15 protein-coding genes are annotated in these 16841 nt (G+C 60.8%); 6 read left to right on the top strand and 9 right to left on the bottom strand.

Going from position 1 to position 16841, the window contains the following annotated elements:
- Nucleotides 1-56: 56 nt before the first annotated feature.
- From nrdR to ACE3OH_RS09280, 4 genes are all read left to right on the top strand, one after another.
- A complete protein-coding gene (nrdR, locus tag ACE3OH_RS09295) occupies nucleotides 57-509 on the top strand; it encodes a transcriptional regulator NrdR (RefSeq protein ID WP_374351171.1) in 453 nt (150 codons plus the stop codon).
- 219 nt (nucleotides 510-728) lie between these two features.
- Nucleotides 729-1613: a glutathione-dependent disulfide-bond oxidoreductase gene (yghU, locus tag ACE3OH_RS09290; protein WP_374351169.1), complete on the top strand. Its 885-nt coding sequence runs from the start codon at nucleotides 729-731 to the stop codon at nucleotides 1611-1613.
- Nucleotides 1614-1825: 212 nt separating this feature from the next.
- Nucleotides 1826-3106: a DUF4397 domain-containing protein gene (locus ACE3OH_RS09285; RefSeq protein ID WP_374351167.1), complete on the top strand. Its 1281-nt coding sequence runs from the start codon at nucleotides 1826-1828 to the stop codon at nucleotides 3104-3106.
- A 180-nt stretch (nucleotides 3107-3286) separates the two neighbouring features.
- The gene (locus ACE3OH_RS09280; RefSeq protein WP_374351165.1) at nucleotides 3287-4024 is read left to right on the top strand and encodes a substrate-binding periplasmic protein; all 738 of its coding nucleotides are present in this window, start codon (nucleotides 3287-3289) and stop codon (nucleotides 4022-4024) included.
- A 74-nt stretch (nucleotides 4025-4098) separates the two neighbouring features.
- On the opposite strand, the gene clpB is transcribed toward ACE3OH_RS09280, so the two are convergent.
- The gene (clpB, locus tag ACE3OH_RS09275) at nucleotides 4099-6681 is read right to left on the bottom strand and encodes an ATP-dependent chaperone ClpB (RefSeq protein ID WP_374351163.1); all 2583 of its coding nucleotides are present in this window, start codon (nucleotides 6679-6681) and stop codon (nucleotides 4099-4101) included.
- 85 nt (nucleotides 6682-6766) lie between these two features.
- Nucleotides 6767-7720, bottom strand: a complete 954-nt coding sequence (locus tag ACE3OH_RS09270; RefSeq protein ID WP_374351161.1) for a DMT family transporter — start codon at nucleotides 7718-7720, stop codon at nucleotides 6767-6769.
- A 312-nt stretch (nucleotides 7721-8032) separates the two neighbouring features.
- Between ACE3OH_RS09270 and ACE3OH_RS09265 the strand changes: the two genes are divergently transcribed.
- The gene (locus ACE3OH_RS09265; protein ID WP_374351159.1) at nucleotides 8033-10087 is read left to right on the top strand and encodes a M3 family metallopeptidase; all 2055 of its coding nucleotides are present in this window, start codon (nucleotides 8033-8035) and stop codon (nucleotides 10085-10087) included.
- A 190-nt stretch (nucleotides 10088-10277) separates the two neighbouring features.
- Here the strand turns inward: ACE3OH_RS09265 and ACE3OH_RS09260 are convergent, their stop codons facing one another.
- From ACE3OH_RS09260 to ACE3OH_RS09240, 5 genes are all read right to left on the bottom strand, one after another.
- Nucleotides 10278-12344: a pyridoxamine 5'-phosphate oxidase family protein gene (locus tag ACE3OH_RS09260; RefSeq protein ID WP_374351157.1), complete on the bottom strand. Its 2067-nt coding sequence runs from the start codon at nucleotides 12342-12344 to the stop codon at nucleotides 10278-10280.
- Between the two features lie 47 nt (nucleotides 12345-12391).
- On the bottom strand, nucleotides 12392-13018 hold the full coding sequence (locus tag ACE3OH_RS09255; RefSeq protein WP_374351155.1) for a glutathione S-transferase family protein: 627 nt from the start codon (nucleotides 13016-13018) through the stop codon (nucleotides 12392-12394).
- Nucleotides 13019-13390: 372 nt separating this feature from the next.
- Nucleotides 13391-13669 (bottom strand): DUF1330 domain-containing protein, encoded by a 279-nt coding sequence (locus ACE3OH_RS09250; protein WP_374351152.1) that lies wholly within the window; start codon nucleotides 13667-13669, stop codon nucleotides 13391-13393.
- A 10-nt stretch (nucleotides 13670-13679) separates the two neighbouring features.
- Entirely contained in the window at nucleotides 13680-14228 is a 549-nt protein-coding gene (locus ACE3OH_RS09245) for a carboxymuconolactone decarboxylase family protein (RefSeq protein WP_374351150.1), read from the bottom strand.
- A 75-nt stretch (nucleotides 14229-14303) separates the two neighbouring features.
- Nucleotides 14304-15320: an NAD(P)-dependent alcohol dehydrogenase gene (locus ACE3OH_RS09240; protein WP_374351148.1), complete on the bottom strand. Its 1017-nt coding sequence runs from the start codon at nucleotides 15318-15320 to the stop codon at nucleotides 14304-14306.
- A 186-nt stretch (nucleotides 15321-15506) separates the two neighbouring features.
- Here ACE3OH_RS09240 and ACE3OH_RS09235 point away from each other — a divergent pair, with 186 nt between their 5' ends.
- On the top strand, nucleotides 15507-16070 hold the full coding sequence (locus ACE3OH_RS09235) for a TetR/AcrR family transcriptional regulator (protein ID WP_374351146.1): 564 nt from the start codon (nucleotides 15507-15509) through the stop codon (nucleotides 16068-16070).
- On the opposite strand, the gene ACE3OH_RS09230 is transcribed toward ACE3OH_RS09235, so the two are convergent.
- Together ACE3OH_RS09230 and grxC are read right to left on the bottom strand one after the other, a co-directional pair.
- Nucleotides 16067-16396, bottom strand: coding sequence for a hypothetical protein (locus ACE3OH_RS09230; RefSeq protein WP_374351144.1), 330 nt, complete (start codon nucleotides 16394-16396; stop codon nucleotides 16067-16069). The genes ACE3OH_RS09235 and ACE3OH_RS09230 overlap by 4 nt on opposite strands.
- Before the next feature lie 34 nt (nucleotides 16397-16430).
- Complete coding sequence (grxC, locus tag ACE3OH_RS09225; protein ID WP_374351142.1) at nucleotides 16431-16688, bottom strand: glutaredoxin 3; 258 nt, start codon at nucleotides 16686-16688, stop codon at nucleotides 16431-16433.
- Between the last annotated feature and the right edge of the window lie 153 nt (nucleotides 16689-16841).

The raw sequence follows: 16841 nt of genomic DNA, 5'->3' as shown, positions 1-16841 counted from the left end.
GGAGACTTTGGCCCTGTGCAGGTAGAATGCGCCAGTTCGCATGGCAGGAGAGCTCGATGAAGTGTCCGTTCTGTGGTTCGCCCGATACCCAGGTTGCCGACACCCGGCTATCCGAAGAGGGCGACAGCATTCGTCGCCGGCGCCGTTGCAGCGCCTGCGACAAGCGTTTCACCACCTTTGAAGTGGCCGAGGTGCGCGCGCCGCAGGTGGTCAAGGCCAATGGCAATCGCGCTGACTACGACAGCAGCAAGGTCAGGGTCAGCTTTCAGCGCGCCCTGCACAAGCGACCGGTGCCGACCCAGCTGGTGGATGAAGCGATTGCCCGCATCGACCAGAAAGTGCTGAGTATCGGCGAGCGCGAAATCGATTCGCGCCGCATCGGCGAGATGGTGATGGCCGAGCTCGCCAAGCTCGACAAGGTGGCCTATATCCGCTTCGCCTCGGTATATCGCAGTTTTCAGGATGTCGATGATTTTCGCGATGCGATTCGTGAAGTCAGCAAGAAGTAAGACCCAATCCGCCGGGTGATGACTGCAGAAGTCGGCTGTGCCTTGCACCGGCTGCCCGATGTGCATGCTGGAGCAGGCGAACGACCCGCCCCGCCCGCTGCCGCTCTTTGCCGCGCCATTTGCTGATTCCGGCACACAGACAGTCAGTCACTCACAGTGCGGCAGCGGGTTGCTCGAACGCAAAGCAATAACGATCCCAACCTAGCAGGAGCAAGCCGCATGAGTGAATCCAACGCCGCCTATGTCCCGCCCAAAGTGTGGACCTGGAAGCAGCCCAATGGTGGCCAGTTTGCCAGTACCAACCGGCCGATCGCCGGGCCCACCCATGAGAAGGTATTGCCGCGCGGCCAGCATCCCTTGCAGCTGTATTCGCTGGCGACTCCGAATGGGGTAAAGGTCAGCACCATGCTGGAAGAGTTGCTGGCGCTGGGCCACGCCGGTGCCGAATACGATGCCTGGCCGATCCGCATCAGCGAGGGCGATCAGTTCGGTAGCGGCTTTGTGGAGCTCAATCCCAATTCCAAGATTCCGGCCTTGCTCGATTGCAGCGGTGCCGAGCCGATACCGGTGTTCGAGTCTGGTGCCATCTTGCTGTATCTGGCCGAGAAATTTGGCGCCTTTGTGCCAACCGATCCGGCCGAGCGTGCCTGTTGCCTGTCCTGGTTGTTCTGGCAGATGGGTAGCGCGCCTTATCTGGGTGGCGGGCTCGGGCACTTTTACGCCTATGCGCCGTACAAGATCGAATACGCCATCGACCGCTTTGCCATGGAGGCCAAGCGCCAGCTCGATGTGCTGGACCGCCGCCTGGCCGAAAGCAACTATCTGGCCGGCGAGCACTACACCATTGCCGATATTGCCGTGTGGCCCTGGTATGGCGTGCTGGCGCTGGGCGAGCTATATGGTGTCGCCGAGTTCTTGCAGGTGCAGGGCTACGCCCATGTGCAGCGCTGGGCGGCACAGATTGCTGCTCGGCCGGCGGTGCAGCGCGGCCGCAAGGTCAATCGCACCTGGGGCGACCCGGCTGGCCAACTACACGAGCGCCATGCTGCCAGCGACTTCGACAACAACACACAGGACAAACTGGCGGATCGCGGCAATCGTTGATCGCCAGTGCGGCCAGGCGGACGCTGCGGGTACGCCATCCGGCATGGCACTGCAATAATCCGTTTTGTTTGTCGCTGCCGACGTGTATCGTCTCGCCGCAACGCGCAGCACGCCCGGAACCATTGCCTGTGAATGCAGGTCAGCTTCGCTGGGCCGCTCTATGCGGGTCGCCTTATTTGATCGGAGATGTGGTAATGCAAAGAAGAACATTCATGCAACTGATGGGTGGCAGCGCACTGCTGCTGGGTAGCGGTGCCAGCCTTACCGGCTGTGAATCGAAGAAGGATGGGGTGATCAGGCCCTATCTGCGCTTTATCAGCCTGCTGCCAGATCAGGATGCCCTTGCCACCACCTTGAGCGTGGCATCGAGTTTTCCGGCCTTGGGCTTTCAGAAGAATACCGGCTTCCAGCAGATAGACTGGGCGGGTAGTTACAGTGTCAATGTCACCAATGCCGCCAAGGCTTCCGTCGCCTCGTTTTTGCTTCAGAGTGTTGCCCAGAAGTCGCGCAATACGGTTTACCTCTTGCCTACCAATGCCGGCAACAGCGGCTTGCTCGTTGCCGACGAAACCTTCTCGATCAATGGCGGGAAGTCGGTCATTCGTACCTTTACCGCTTCGTCAGTGCTGGGCTTGTTCGACGTGTACCTGACCGGGCCGAACGATGATATCGCGACCCGGACTCCCACCGTCGTCGGTACGCCAAACAGCGCATTGAGCCGGCCCGCTCCGGAGATTGCCTCCGGCAGCTATCGGGTGCGCCTCACCACCACCAATACCAAGAATGTGATGTTCGATGGCACGGTGGCGTTCGATTCGCAGGCTGCCTACACCATGGTGATGTACAGCGTCGGCAGCGCCCAGCTGCCCACCCTGATGCTGGTGCGGCCCGATAGTGAGGTCGTCCAGGTCATTCCGAGCAATGCGGCCCGAGTGCGCGTGGTGCAGGGAGCCGTGCCGGCTGCGGCAGGCATTGCATCCGCAATCGGTCTCGACGGCAAGGCCACCGGAATTGCCCTGCCATTCGGCAATGTCAGCGAATATCAAATGGTGGCGCCGGGCGCTCACAGCCTCACCTTGTCGGTCAATGGCGGCGAATATGCCAAGTGGAGCGGCAACTTCCAGGCAGGGCGTGATTACACCGTGTATTTCAGCGGCACCCAAGGCGCTGCCTCCAGCTTTGTGGTGGAAGACAATGGCCTGCCGGTGACTACCGGTCGCGCCAAGGTGCGCTTTATCAATGCCAGCAGTGACCAGAGCGCCGACGTGCTGGTGAATTTCCTGCCCAAGGTCGCCGCGCTGGCGCCGGGTAAGGATGCCGTGCTCGATGTCGATCTGCCCTCCACGCCGGTCTCCTTCGTGGCGGCAGGTTCCTTGCGCGAGCTGGCCTCGTTTGGCAATACCGGTGTGGCTGTGGTTGCCAATGGCGCTTATTCGGTTGCCTTGCTGGGTGGCGGTGGCCGCTATATGGCGGTGGCGTTCAAGACCAACTGAGTGGGCCTCGGCCATAGCGCCGGCTTGGCCGGGGCTGTTGTCATGGTAGCGGCGGCGTCCCTGCCGCCGCTTGGCGCTGATGCGGCAATGGGCTGGGACTGAGTAGGCGAACTGGGCGTGCCAGACGAGCCTGGTCTATAAATCAGACCGGCTGGAATGCCATGAAAGCGGAGGCTGCCGATGCGCATCATCTTCAACTGCCTGCTGGTGTTCTGCCTTGCCTTGCCTAGCTTTTCCCATGCCGAGACCATCACACTCGGTGCCGAAGACGACTGGTATCCCTATTCCGCCAATATCAATGGTCAAGCCAAGGGTTTCAGCGTCGACCTGATCCGCGCGGCGTATGCGGCAGTCAATGTCAATGTCAATTTTGATCCGCTGCCCTATGCGCGCTGCAACAAGCAGGTCAAGGATGGCAAGTTGCTTGGCTGCTTCGATACGGTGCGCTCCAGTCTGATCGAGGCAGACTTTCTCTGGCATCGCGAGCCGATGTTTTCCAGTCGCTTGCTGATTTATGCGCGCTCCGACAGCAAATTGCGCAATGTCGGCATCGCCCAGCTGGAGGGCAAGCGGGTGGCGGTCAGCAATGGCTATGAGTATGGGGCCAGTTTCGATGGCAACAAGAAGGTGATACGTGATGTATCGCCGACCGACCTTAGCGGCTTTCGCAAATTACTGGCCGGGTTTACCGACTTTGCCCTGGCCTATGATCGGGTAGGTAGCCGGCTGATCAAGGAGCATGCCAGTGAGTTCGGCGACAAGCTGGTAGCAGTGGGGCAGCTCGATGAATTGCCGCTGTATATCTCGTTCTCCAAGCATTATCCCGATAGCGCGCGCTATGTTGCCCTGTTTGAGCAAGGCCTCGACAAGGTACGAAAGAGCGGCGAATTTGCCGAAATCGAGGCGCGCTGGCGTTGAATAGCGCGCGGTGGCAAATACAAAGGCCCCGCACAAGCTCGGGGCCTTTGCCATTCAATGTCGCCTTGTTGACCTTAGCTGGGCTTGCCAAAGCCGAGCTTGCCCTCGCGCAAATCCACTACCACCGTGTCTTTCGGGCCGAACTGGCCAGCCAGGATCGCTTTGGATAGCGGGTTCTCAATCTCGGACTGAATGGCGCGCTTCAAGGGCCGCGCGCCGTAGATCGGGTCGAAACCGGCTTCGGCGATATGGCTGAGCGCCGCATCGCTAACCTGCAGGCCCATTTCCAGCGCAGCCAGCCGCCCCTCCAACCTTTGCAGCTGGATGCGGGCAATGCCCTTGATCTGCGCGGCGCCCAGGGCGTGGAATACCACCACCTCGTCGATGCGGTTGATGAATTCCGGCCGGAAATGGGTTTTCACCTCTGCCATCACCGCCAGCTTCACCACCTGGTAGTCAGCATCGGCCATCGCCTGGATCTGGTGACTGCCAAGGTTCGACGTCATCACGATCACCGTGTTCTTGAAGTCGACCGTGCGTCCCTGGCCATCGGTGAGGCGGCCATCGTCCAGCACCTGCAGCAGCACATTGAATACATCCGGATGGGCTTTTTCCACCTCGTCGAACAGGATTACCGAGTAAGGCTTGCGGCGCACCGCCTCGGTGAGCGTGCCGCCTTCCTCATAGCCGACATAGCCGGGAGGCGCGCCAATCAAGCGGCTCACCGAGTGCTTTTCCATGAATTCGCTCATATCGATGCGGATCAGATGTTCTTCCGAATCGAACATAAAGCCGGCCAGCGCCTTGCATAGCTCGGTCTTGCCGACGCCGGTGGGGCCAAGGAACAGGAAGGAGCCATAGGGTTTGTTCGGGTCAGCGAGGCCCGAGCGCGAACGGCGGATGGCGTCGGCCACCAGGGTGACGGCTTCGTCCTGACCCACCACGCGGCGGTGCAGCGCCTCTTCCATCTTCAGCAGCTTGTCGCGCTCGCCCTCCATCATCTTGCTGACCGGAATGCCGGTAGCGCGGCTCACCACCTCGGCGATTTCTTCGGCGCCGACCTGGGTGCGCAATAGTCGCGTTTTCTGCTCGCTGCCCTCGGAGGCCTCGGCCGCATGCAGGCGCTTTTCCAGCTCGGGCAGCTTGCCGTACTGCAGCTCGGCCACCTTGCCCAGATCGCCCTTGCGTTGCAGTTCCTGCATATCGGCACGCAACTTGTCGATCTCCTCGCGGATCGCCTGGGTGCCGAGCACCGACGATTTTTCCGCCTTCCAGATTTCTTCGAGGTCGGAGTATTCCTTTTCCAGCTCAGCGATTTCAGTCTCGATCAGACCAAGGCGGCGTTGCGAGGCTTCGTCCTTCTCCTTCTTCACCGCCTCGCGCTCGATCTTGAGCTGAATCACCCGGCGCTCCAGCTTGTCCATGACTTCCGGCTTGGAGTCGATTTCCATCTTGATGCGGGCCGCCGCCTCGTCGATCAGGTCGATGGCCTTGTCGGGCAGGAAGCGGTCGGTGATATAGCGGTTCGACAACTCCGCCGCCGCCACAATGGCCGGATCGGTGATCTCCACGCCATGGTGGATTTCATAGCGCTCCTGCAGGCCGCGCAGAATGGCGATGGTGTCTTCTACCGACGGCTCGCCCACCAGCACTTTCTGGAAGCGCCGCTCCAGTGCGGCGTCTTTCTCGATGTATTTACGGTATTCGTCCAGGGTGGTGGCGCCCAGGCAGTGCAATTCGCCGCGCGCCAGCGCCGGCTTGAGCATATTGCCGGCATCCATCGCCCCCTCAGCCTTGCCTGCGCCCACCATGGTGTGCAATTCATCGATGAACACGATGGTATTGCCTTCATCCTTGGCCAGTTCATTGAGCACCGCCTTGAGGCGTTCCTCGAATTCGCCACGGTATTTGGCGCCGGCCAGCAGGGCGGCCAGGTCGAGCACCAGCAGCTTCTTGTGCTTGAGCGACTCCGGTACCTCGCCATTCACAATGCGCTGCGCCAGGCCTTCGACAATGGCGGTCTTGCCCACGCCGGGCTCGCCGATCAGCACCGGGTTGTTCTTGGTGCGGCGTTGCAGCACCTGGATAGCGCGGCGGATCTCGTCATCGCGGCCAATTACCGGGTCGAGCTTGCCCAGGCGGGCGCGCTCGGTCAGGTCCAGCGTGTACTTGCTCAGCGCTTCGCGTTTTTCTTCAGCGTCCTGGCTATTCACCGATTCGCCGCCGCGTACCGCATTGATGGCCGCCTCGATCGGCTCTTTCTTGCCGCCGTATTCCTTCAGCAGACGGCCGGTTTCGCCCTTGTCCTCGGTCAGTGCCAGCAAGAACAGGTCGCTGGAAATAAACTGGTCGCCGCGTTTCATGGCGGCTTTGTCGGTCAGGTTGAGCAGATTGGCCAGCTCTTTCGAGACAGAGATCTCGCCGCCATTGCCCTGTACCTGGGTCAGCCGCTTGATCGCGCCATCGAGCGCGGTGCGCAGTGGATTGACATTGACGCCGGCACGCGCCAGCAGCGAAGCGGCGCCGGAATCGGCGTCGGCCAGCAAGGCCGCCAGCGTGTGCTGCGGTTCGATATAGGGGTTGTCGTTGGCCAGCGCCAGGCTCTGCGCCTCGCCCAAGGCTTGCTGGAATTTGGTGGTCAGCTTGTCGAAACGCATGGTGCGCACTCCTCGATAGTCGGTGTATGAGGACTAGTTGGGGTACGGGGCGCGCCATTTCAAGGGTCGCTACGGGCCAACCCTGTCACGTTGCTGTTGCTGGCTTTTGGTGGCTGCGTACCGCCCACACCACGCCGGTGATCAGCAAGGCAATGCCGGCCTGGGTGAGGAGCGAGGGAGGATCGCCGCGCCACAGATAGGCAAAGCCCAGTGCGGCCAGGGTTTCGAAAACGATCAGTTGGCCGGCCAGCGAGGTCGGCAGGCGCGGGCTGGCTTCATTCCAGAACAGGGTGCCCAGCCAGGAGGTGACGATGCCGAGCATGGCGACGACGCCGAGGTAAGCCAGTGGATGGTGGCCCAAGGGCGCGGCATAGGCAGATGGCAGCCAGGGTGAGGCGAGTGCCAGCAGGGCAAAACCCACCAGCCCCATCGGCAGGGTGACGATGCCCTGTGCATTGGCCCAGGCGCGTGGCTGGCGATCCGGGTGAGCGCGCAGCCAGTCGGCATTGCGCAAGGGATACCAGGTCCAGCAGGCCGCCGCCACACAGGCCAGTACGCCACCCAAAAGATAGCGGCCGATATCGCCATGGGCGGCGCGCAGGGCATTCAGCTCCGACTGATTGACGCAGGCGATGCCGAGCAGGATCAGCGATAGCGGCGGCAACAGCCGGGACCAGGGCAGGCGGCCATCGCGCTCTACATTGCGCAGGTTGGCGGTAATGGCAATCAACACCGGCAGGGTACCGATGATCATGGTCGGCAAGGGGGCGCCGGCGTACTGGATGGCGCTGGCCAGGCACAGGTAGTAGAGCAGGTTGCCGATGGCCGCCAACTTGCTGGCTTCCAGCCAGTCTGCCCGACTGAGCTGGCGCAGCGCATCGCGCTCAATCCAGCCTGCAGCCAGGGCAATCAGGCCAAACGCCACATAGCGGCCCAGTGACAGCAGCAGTGCCGGAGAGTCGGGCAGCATCAAGGGGGCGACAAAGGCGGTGCCCCAGGCCATACCGGCCGCGACCGCGTAGAAGATGCCAAGCAACATGGTTGTATCGGTCCGGTAAAGGCGGGGAGTTGCCGATGCAATAAGGGAACAGTCTGCTGCAGCATCAGCCAGCGCGGCAAACGCAAGAAGGCGGCCAGCACTTGCTGGCACCGGTTTACGCCAGCACATTATATCGGCTTTGTGGGTGGAGCTGACTCGCGCACCACATTTGCAAACAGGATGGGTATTGCATTTGTTGAGTTTGGGAAAACGGCACTATCATGCCGCCACCCCGGCATTGCCGGCGTTCCGACCAATCACCGCTTACTGACTGGCGTCATTCGCGCCTGTCTTGCCCGATGGAGTTCTGCCATGTTCCTGACCTCTCGACGCAGTCGATCCGTTTTTTCCATTGCGGCGCTCGCCGGCGCGCTTGCCATGCTGGGTACACCCGCACAGGCGGCAACGTCGTCGGCCGACCCCTTGCATGCCTGGGTAGGTGCCAATGATCCGGCTGCACTGGAGAAGTGGGTAGACAGCCATCTGGCAGCCGCCCAGGCCGATCTCGACAAGCTGTTGGCAGTGAAAGGCAAGCGTACCGTCGAAAACACCCTGAAGCCGTTTGACGATGCCCAGAACGAATTGGCGATTGCCGGCAACCAGGCGTATATCCTGTATGCCGTCGGCAATCAGCCCGCCTTGCGCGACAAGGCGCAGGCACTGAACCAGAAGATTTCCAGTGTGGTGTCGGACTTGAGCCTGAACCAGAAGGTGTACAAGGCGCTGAGCGAGATTCCGCAATCGGTGAAGGATGCCGCTACCCGCCAGTATCTGAAGCGCACCTTGCTGCAGTATCGCCTGGCCGGGGTGGACAAGGATGATGCTACCCGCGCCCGCATCCATGCCCTGCAGGACAAGATCACCCAGCTCTCCCTGGCATTTGGCCGCAATGTGCAAGATGGCGTGCAAAAGGTCAGCGCTACCCGCGCCGAGCTCGATGGCCTGCCGGACGACTATATCGCCCGCCACAAGCCCGATGCCGATGGCAAATACACGCTGACTACCGATTCGCCCGATTACACCCCGGTGATGGATTTTGCCAAGAGCGGCGATCTGCGCCGGCGCATGCATCTGGCCTACAACACCCGCGCCTATCCGGCCAACAAGCAGGTCTTGCTCGACATCCTGGCGGCACGCCAGGAACTTGCCGGCCTGCTCGGTTTCAAGACCTATGCCGATATGGCGACGGCCGACCAGATGAGCGGCAATGCCGCCTTTGTGCGCACCCTGTTCGACCAGGTCGACCAGGCCTCGCGTGAGGCCAAGGGCAAGGAATACGCCAAATTGCTGGCCTTTGCCCAGCAACGCGACCCGGCCATCAAGACCATTCCGCAGTCGGACAGCCGCTACTGGATGGAGCAATATCGCCGCGCCAATTATGATTTTGACGCCCAGTCGGTCCGGCCTTACTTCCCTTACGACCAGGTCGAGCAGGGCGTGCTTGGCGCGGCAGCCAAGATCTTCAAGGTCGAGTTCAAGGCAGTGAAGGATGCGCCGGTGTGGGATGCCTCGGTCACTACCTATGATGTGATCGACCATGGCAAGGCGGTGGGCCGTATCTACCTCGATATGCATCCGCGTGAAGGTAAGGACAAATGGTTCTCCGCTGCACCCGTGACGCCCGGCATCAAGGGCCGGCAGATTCCGGAAGGCTTGCTGATCTGTAATTTCTCCGGCGGCGTGGCGGGCGATCCGGGTCTGATGCAGTACGACGAGGTGGTGACCTATTTCCATGAATTCGGTCACCTGATGCACCATATCCTGGGCAGCCAGAACACCTGGTCGGCGCAGGGCGGCTTCAATGTCGAGGGCGACTTTGTCGAAGCGCCGTCGCAAATGCTGGAAGAGTTCTTCCGCAGTCGCACCGTGCTGGCGCCGTTTGCCAAGCACTACCAGAGCAAGGAAGTGATTCCGGCGGCGGTGGTGGATCGCATGAATGCTGCCGGTGCCTTTGCCCGTGGTTACTGGGCACAGCGCCAGTTGTATTACGCCTCGCTATCGCTGGCGCTGCATGATCGCCCGGCCGACAAGGTTGACCTCGATGCGCAATTGCATGAAGCCGCCGCGCGCTACAGCCCTTTCGAGTTTGTCGAGGGTGACCGCATGTACGCCAGCTTTACCCATCTGACCGGCTATGCATCGAACTACTACACCTATGTGCTGGACAAGGTGATTGCGCTGGACTTCTATTCCCAGTTCGACAAACAGCATCCGCTGGATGGCCCGGCCGCTGCCAAGTACCGCAAGACGGTAATCAACCCCGGTGCCACCAAGCCTGCAGCCGAGCTGGCGCGCGACTTCCTCGGTCGTCCGCACAATATGGAAGCGTTCAAGCACTGGGTGGGCGAGCAGTTCGTCGCCAAGTAATCCGCTGGCCTCGGCTCTGCAGGGTGGCGGAGCCTCTTCGGGCTTGGAAGGGGAGGGGAAAAGGGTTGGTGTTCAGACCATAGCGTTTAACCCATCCCCTCCCTGCCTCTCCTGCGGCAGAGGAGGCGCGGGGCGGCGCCGCTCTTAAAAGGATATTGAGTGTAGCGAGCGTTCTCGGGCTGCCTTGTTGTTACAGCTTCAACACAATGCGTGCCTTGCCATCGCGCTTGGCGGGCATGGCACAGCAGATCAGTGCTTCGTCAGCCGCCGGCGTATAGCCAGGCGCTTGGGCGTAGCTGACTTCACCCTCGATCACCTTGGTGCGACAGGTGCCGCAGCTGCCGTTGCGGCAGCCGAATTCCGGGCTCAGGCCGCGTTGCTCGGCCAGGTCAAGCAGGCTGCCGCTGCCCGGCTCCCAGCGAGCCTCCTTGCCCGATTCGCTGAACAGCACAGTAGCTGGCGTGTCGGCGATGGCCGGCAGTGCCGGCTTGCTGGCATGGTCTGCTTGGCGGACCAGGCCCGATGGACCGAATGCTTCGGCAAAGATGCGCTCATCATTGATGCGCATGGCTCGCAGCCCGTCGTATAGCGACTGGGTAAAGGCGCTCGGTCCGCACAGGTAGAAGTCAAAGTCGTCGAATGGCAGCAATGATTTGAGCAAGCTGGTATCGATACGGCCTTGCGCTTCATAGTCGCGCCCTTGCTGGTGCTGGGGCGCCGGCTGGCTGGCGAGGCGGACGATGCGAACGGCTATGCCACCCTGTTGCGCCAATTGGGCCAGTTCGGCGTCAAAGGCGCGCTCTTCGACCGTGCGCGTTGCATAGAACAGCCAGGTCGGGCGCACCCGACGTTTGCGCAGGCCTTCGAACACCACATGGCGCAGCATGGCCAGCATTGGCGTAATGCCAATGCCGCCTGCCAACAGCACCAAGGGTCGTCGCTCGCCGGCATCCACGGTAAAGCTGCCTTGCGGGGCGCGTGCATCGAGCAGGTCGCCCGGCTTTAACTGATCATGCAGGTACTGCGATACCAGGCCATCACGTTTCACGCTGATACGGTAGCCACCATCCGATGGCGCTTGCGATAGCGTATAGGTGCGGATGACCGGTTTATCCTGTCCTGGCAGTTGCAGGCGTATCGGCAGATGCTGGCCGGCCAGGAACGGCGCGATGCCATGGTTATCGGCTGGCTCAAGATAGAAAGAACGCACCACGCTGCTCTCGTCCACCACCCGGCTTAGCCGGAATGGGCGCCAGGCATCGCGCAGGGCGGCGGCCTGCAGTTTGGCGGCAGCGTCTTCCCATGATCCGGTCATCAGACTGTTCGGCGAAAACTCACCCAATTGCCAACGTAGTGCCAGTGCGCCACGCCGGCGCACCAGTTGCTCGACCTTGACGCGCCAAAGCCGCTCGGCGCCTTGAAAGGCCTGGATTTGCGGGCTGTCGAAGTCGATCTCGGCACTGCCGCTCAGTTGCAGCATGTCGCCGTTGGTGAAGTCGATGAATACCAGGCCGGCCTTGGGGTTGACCAGAAAATTGCCGAAGGTGTTGAAATGCAGATTGCCGGCAAAGTCGGGAATGGTCAGCGTGTCGCCATCGATGTGCACAAAGCCGGGCTTGCCACCTCGGTGCGATACATCGACGGCGGCATCGGGGTGTTCTGCATCGCCCGGATGGTAGCTGGCAACAAAAAAGGTATCGGCGCCGCGTATCAGTGTGCAGGCATCCTCATCCAGGGCAGGCAGTGTTTCGATGGCTACGGCTACATCGTCAGCCGGCGGGCGCGAGAATGAAAACGCCCGGTGCTGGATATATTGCGGGCAGTTGCCAAAGGAATGACCGACCTGCACGCTGAATGCGCTGCCACTCGCCCGGCCTACTGTGCCATTCATGCGATTGCGGCGGCGCGTGTGCAATTCGATGCCCAACAGGCCGACCGGCTGACCGAGGACGATAGCAGTCCGGGCAGGGTCGCCCTTGCCTGGCAGCGCGCCGATATCGAGCTGGCGCGGGTCGGGCGACTGGATAAAGCCGGGCAGGCCTTCGATCAGGCTGGCCCATGGGCGCCCGTGTGCATCCACCGTACCAATGGCGATGAATGGCAGTTGCTGGAAGAACTGGCGGTGCTGGTCCGGCATGAAGTCGCGGATCACTCGCTGGCCGATGGCCTCCATCTGCGCGACGGTACCCATACGCTGATGGAATTGCCGCTCGCCACTATGCCATGGCGAAGATTTGCTGCTGACGGGATCATTCATGCCGGTTTCCTTACCGGGGCGGCGGGTGCCGCCCTTGCTTGCATTGCTCAGGCTGCGAGGCCAACGGCGGTCTTTTGCATCGGCACGAAGCCAGGCAGTGCCTCGATGCGCGCCAGCCAGGCACGTACATTCGGATACGCATCCAGCGACACATTGCCTTCCGGTGCATGGGCGATGTAAGTGTAGTTAGCGATGTCGGCAATGCTGGGCTTGTTAGCGATCAGGAAGGACTTGGATGCCAGTTCCGCTTCCATCACCTTGAGCAGGTTGTGCGAGCGACCGATTACTTCCTCGGCATTGAAGCCGGCGCCAAATACCGTTACCAGGCGTGCGGCTGCAGGGCCAAACGCAACCAGGCCGGCAGCAACCGACAACCAGCGCTGCACGGCGGCTTGGCCGGCCGGGTCACGCGGAAGCCAGCTTTCATCGCCGAACTTGCTGGCAAGGTAAACCAGGATGGCATTGGAGTCGGCCACGATGGTGCCGTTGTCGTCGATGACCGGTACCTGACCGAAGGAATTCATGGCCAGAAAGCTGGCTTGTTTGTGTTCGCCCTTGCGCAGATCGACTTCGATCAGTTCGGTTGGCACCTTGAGCAAGGAGAGGGCCAGGCGGGCGCGGTGGGCATGGCCCGAAAGTGGGAAGGAGTAGAGTTTGACGGCATTGCTGGACATGGCGGTTTCCTTGGGTTGACTTGGGGTTGATCGCGGTGCGCTGCGAGTGATGACACTATGCGCCTATTCGGCTTGATCAAGAATATGCTTGCTTGCAAATTCATTGTTTCTAAAAGTGGAACAAAATGCGTCGCTTTTGGCCCGCTGATCATCGATATGCATGCATTGCGCGCGGTATGCTGCGGCCCGCGACTGGCTGGTCGCTGTTCCTGTCCTTCCTTGGGGCTCGCTGCGCAATGCGAGGGTCTGGGTCGTGGCATGCAACAAGAGAGCGACCGCACGTACTTGTACGCGGCGCCCGATAAAGAAAAAGCCCCGAGATTTCTCTCGGGGCTGTGCGCCAGACAAGGTCGTGCTGACCGATGTCGGCACTCAGGCGAGTAGCAGGAAGCGGGATGCCATGCCTTCATTCCTGAGCGGAATCAATGCTTGGTAGTCAGCTGAGCGATACCAGTCGTTGGCTTGCTGTGCGTCCGGAAAGGCGATTAGCAGCATGCTGTCGTGATCGGGCTCGCCGTGCAGCGCATCCGGCCTTGCCTTGATCAGCACCTGTCCGCCAAATGGTGCGAGCGTCTTCGGCGCCAATACTGCATAGCGTTGCAGGTGCTCGGGCGACTTTGTTGCCATGGTTACAACGACATAGGCAGCCACCTTGCGCTCCTTACCGGGACCAGGTGTGTGCAGTGAAGGCCGCGTCGATCGGGGTCTTCACAATGTGGTTGGTGTAGTTGGACAGCAGCTTCAGTCCGAGGCCGAGGACTACTTCAAGTACAGTCTGGCGCGTGTAGCCGGCAGCGATAAGTGCAGCGAGATCTTGCTCGCTTGGCCAGCCGCGGCTTTCCATCATGCGTACGGTAAAGGTGCGCAAGGCTTCCAGCTTGGGGTCGGCAATCTTGCTGCCGGCACGCAAGGCCTCCACAACATCGGCCGGTACGCCCGACATGGCAGAAATCATCGAATGGGCTGTCATGCAGTAGTGGCACTCGTTGATACGGTTGGCCGTCATCATGATGACTTGTCGCTCGGTTTCGCTCAGTACCGTTTTGCCGAAAATGCCGGCCAGCGTCATATAGCCTTCCAGCAGGGCTGGACTCTCGGCCATGCCGGCAAACAGATTGGGCACGAAACCATAGGTGGACTTTGCAGCAGCGAGAAGTGGCTGACTTGCTGCGGGTGCGGTGGTTTCGTTGTGCAGGGTGAAGGTGCTCATCGGGTGTTCCTTGCTGGTGGTTTACGGTTCGGTTGATTCAGGCAGAGTGTTCGCGACCGAAATCTGCCTGGCTGTTCAATTGGTGGAGATAACCAATTTGCCAAAGTGCGAGGCGCCAGCGAGGGTGGTGTAGGCCGCTTCGGCGTCGTCAAAGGCAAACTGTCGATCGATGACCGGGTGGATGCGATGCTTGGTCAGAAAGGCGTTCAGCCGTTCGTAGTGCTTGACCGAGCCGACGCAGATGCCATTGATGCTGGCGTTCTTGAACTGCATCGGCGTGATGTGCGGCGCGGCATCAAAGCCGCTCAGCACGCCGATTTGCGCAATGCGTCCGCCATAACCGATGGCATTGAGCGAGCGGGTGTAGGTAGTTGGCCCGCCTAGTTCGAGGATGTGATCCACCCCGGCACCATCGGTCATCTCAAGGGCGACTTCATCCCAGTTTTCCCGCTCGCGGTAGTTGATGGTTTGCCAGGCGCCCAGCTTGCGGGCGCGAGACAGTTTTTCATCCGAGGACGAGGTGACAATCACCCGGGCGCCGGCGGCGCTGGCCAGTTGCAGCGCCAGCATGGCCACGCCACCGGTGCCTTGTACCAGGACAGTCTCGCCGCCTTGCAGCGCGCCGCGCTCGAACAGGGCATGCCAAGCGGTGACGCCGGCACAGGGCAGGGTGGCAGCTTCTTCCAGGCTGAGATGGTCAGGCACGGCAACCAGGGATGCGGCATCGGCAATGATGTGCTGCGCCAGGACGCCGTCCCGATTGGCGCCGCCCAGTGCCGAGGCCATGTGCTGTGGCTTGAAGGAGCCATCGTGCCAGTCGGCAAAGAAGGCGGGGCTGACGCGATCGCCGGCTTGCCATTGCGTAACGGCACTGCCAACCGCTAGCACGGTGCCGGCCGCATCCGACAGCGGCGTCAATCCAGAGCGCGTGTCGCGCAGACCATGTAGCACCAGCCAATCGCGATAGTTGAGGCTGGCAGCACCTACTTTGATCAGTACTTGATTGGCGGCGAGAGCCGGCAAGTCACGCTGCGCGGTGCGTAAGGCGAATCGCTGTTCACCGGCTTGCAGGGTGTAGTGGAGGGAATTCATGTTTGATCACCTAATAATGTAATGACCGATACAGAATAAGATCGCGATCGAATGCCGTCAACTAATAAATTAGTGTCTGATACAATATTGTTCGGTCGCCGGTCTGCGACCGGCCAAGGAGGGGTAATGGAGAGTCAAGCAAAGCGCAGTGCCGGCAGGCCCAGGGCATTTGATCGGGAGCGCGCCTTGGGTATCGCAATGGATCTGTTCTGGCGGCAAGGCTATGAGGGTACGTCGACCGCGCAGCTGACCGAGGCGATGGGTATTGCGCCGCCTAGTCTGTATGCAGCATTTGGCTCGAAAGATGCCTTGTATCGCGAAGCCATCGCACGCTATCAGCTGGAGCATGGCGATTATTTTGTGCGGGCCCTGGAGGCGCAAACCACGGCGCGTGCGGCAATCGAAGCGGTCTTGCTGGGGGCGGCACGCCAATTCACCGGTGCAGGCCATGCGCCGGGTTGCATGGTGGCGACTGCCCATGTGCAAAGTGCGGCAGTCAATCAGGGCATGGTGGACGAATTGAGGGCTATCAGACTGGGGGCGACTGCCGCGATGCAGCAACGACTGGAAGCCGGTATCGCGGCCGGTGAGTTGCCGGCAAGTGCGGATGCCAAGCTACTTGCCAGCTTTTTTGCGTTGGTGATTCAAGGGATGGCGGTACAGGCACATGATGGCGCCGACCGCATTATGCTGGAGCAAGCCGCTGCGCTGGCCATGCAGGCATGGCCGGCCGAGGAAACGCCCGTTTAGTCTTGTACGCGGATGGCCCTGAGGCGTTTGCGCAGCCAACGAAACAGCAGTAGCGCGATCGCGCCCCATAGCAGGCTCTGCATGATGGAAAGCAGCCAGTACAGTGCGTTCGAATGAAGTCCTTGCAGCCATCCGAAGTCCAGCAGTGTGTGCAGTGGCCAATTGAGCAGGCTTGAGGCAGCGTCGGCAAAATGCGCTGAAAGCCAGCTTACTTTGCGGCCATCAAAACGGTCGCTCGTTACCCCGAACGACCACATGAAGGCGAGTAAGCTGGCTATCAAGTGAATGATCGACAAGCCAAGAATGGTAATTGCGTTGCGTCGCATGGCTGCAGTGTAAAGCAGCCGGTTACGCCTGTACCTATTTGCCGAGCAGGGCGGAGAGCTCGCCGCTACGCTCTAGCGCGGCCAAGTCGTCATAGCCGCCGATATGCCGGTCGCCGATAAAAATCTGCGGCACGGTACGACGATTGGTTCGGGCGATCATTTCATCCCGCAATTGCACCGATTGGCCGATATTGACCTTGTTGATGCTGTCTATCCCCTTGCGGCGCAGCAGGGACTCGGCTTGTACGCAGAACGGGCAGGTAGAGGTATGGAACATGGTGATGTCGGTCATGGCGGTCTCCAATGAGTGGTTTCGGTGCGGTGACGTCACTATGCCGAATTGCTCTCGCAATAAGAATGCCTGTTGAAATCAATTGATTGTTGCGAAATCCGGTATGGCGGCCGTCTGTTTGACCCGCGCATAGGGGTCAATAAAAAAGCGCCG

Origin of the sequence: Chitinimonas sp. (genome assembly GCF_041904975.1) — a bacterium.
GTDB lineage: Bacteria > Pseudomonadota > Gammaproteobacteria > Burkholderiales > Chitinimonadaceae > Chitinimonas.
The sequence above is the reverse complement of the archived record's forward strand: the minus strand, read 5'-3'. Positions and strand labels throughout refer to the sequence as shown.

Bases quoted from the DNA above. Each gene is read 5' to 3' on its own strand.
- nrdR (WP_374351171.1), top strand. From the start codon at position 57: ATGAAGTGTCCGTTCTGTGGTTCGCCCGATACCCAGGTTGCCGACACC.
- yghU (WP_374351169.1), top strand. From the start codon at position 729: ATGAGTGAATCCAACGCCGCCTATGTCCCGCCCAAAGTGTGGACCTGG.
- ACE3OH_RS09285 (WP_374351167.1), top strand. From the start codon at position 1,826: ATGCAACTGATGGGTGGCAGCGCACTGCTGCTGGGTAGCGGTGCCAGC.
- ACE3OH_RS09280 (WP_374351165.1), top strand. From the start codon at position 3,287: ATGCGCATCATCTTCAACTGCCTGCTGGTGTTCTGCCTTGCCTTGCCT.
- clpB (WP_374351163.1), bottom strand. From the start codon at position 6,681: ATGCGTTTCGACAAGCTGACCACCAAATTCCAGCAAGCCTTGGGCGAG.
- ACE3OH_RS09270 (WP_374351161.1), bottom strand. From the start codon at position 7,720: ATGTTGCTTGGCATCTTCTACGCGGTCGCGGCCGGTATGGCCTGGGGC.
- ACE3OH_RS09265 (WP_374351159.1), top strand. From the start codon at position 8,033: ATGTTCCTGACCTCTCGACGCAGTCGATCCGTTTTTTCCATTGCGGCG.
- ACE3OH_RS09260 (WP_374351157.1), bottom strand. From the start codon at position 12,344: ATGAATGATCCCGTCAGCAGCAAATCTTCGCCATGGCATAGTGGCGAG.
- ACE3OH_RS09255 (WP_374351155.1), bottom strand. From the start codon at position 13,018: ATGTCCAGCAATGCCGTCAAACTCTACTCCTTCCCACTTTCGGGCCAT.
- ACE3OH_RS09245 (WP_374351150.1), bottom strand. From the start codon at position 14,228: ATGAGCACCTTCACCCTGCACAACGAAACCACCGCACCCGCAGCAAGT.
- ACE3OH_RS09240 (WP_374351148.1), bottom strand. From the start codon at position 15,320: ATGAATTCCCTCCACTACACCCTGCAAGCCGGTGAACAGCGATTCGCC.
- ACE3OH_RS09230 (WP_374351144.1), bottom strand. From the start codon at position 16,396: ATGCGACGCAACGCAATTACCATTCTTGGCTTGTCGATCATTCACTTG.
- grxC (WP_374351142.1), bottom strand. From the start codon at position 16,688: ATGACCGACATCACCATGTTCCATACCTCTACCTGCCCGTTCTGCGTA.